General features: G+C 40.2%; 1 protein-coding gene. It reads left to right on the forward strand.

Going from position 1 to position 400, the window contains the following annotated elements; translation table 11 throughout:
* Positions 1-287 precede the first annotated feature (287 nt).
* A partial coding sequence (locus tag ACP3VS_RS24290; protein ID WP_426390302.1) for a hypothetical protein occupies positions 288-400 on the forward strand: 113 nt, incomplete at its 3' end.

Below are 400 nucleotides of genomic sequence, written 5' to 3' on the forward strand. Positions count from 1 at the left end.
ATTAAACCTACAGATATTCGTTGTGATCAAGCACGAGATTACGCAGCTCGCGTTGCGGATTTACTAGAGAAAAAAGATACGCTTGTGAAACAGATGGTGGAATTGTCGGAAGGACGGAAAGAATATCTAGTATTTCGTTCGATTCCTGGGATTGGCGATTCAACGGCGTGACGATTAATTGGAGAGATTGGTGACACCGCCGCTTTCAAAATGCGAAACAACTGAACGCTTACACAGGCATTGATATTATGCGGTAACAGTCTGGGAATACGCAATATCGAGACCGGATTAATAAACGAGGAAATAAACATTTACGGAAGATTTTATATTTTATGGTGTGCGCCATGCTTATGGCTAAAGGAAAACCGAATCATTTTGTGGACTATTACTACAAATTAAA

The organism is Lysinibacillus sp. VIII_CA (assembly GCF_049943995.1).
Lineage (GTDB): Bacteria > Bacillota > Bacilli > Bacillales_A > Planococcaceae > Lysinibacillus > Lysinibacillus pinottii.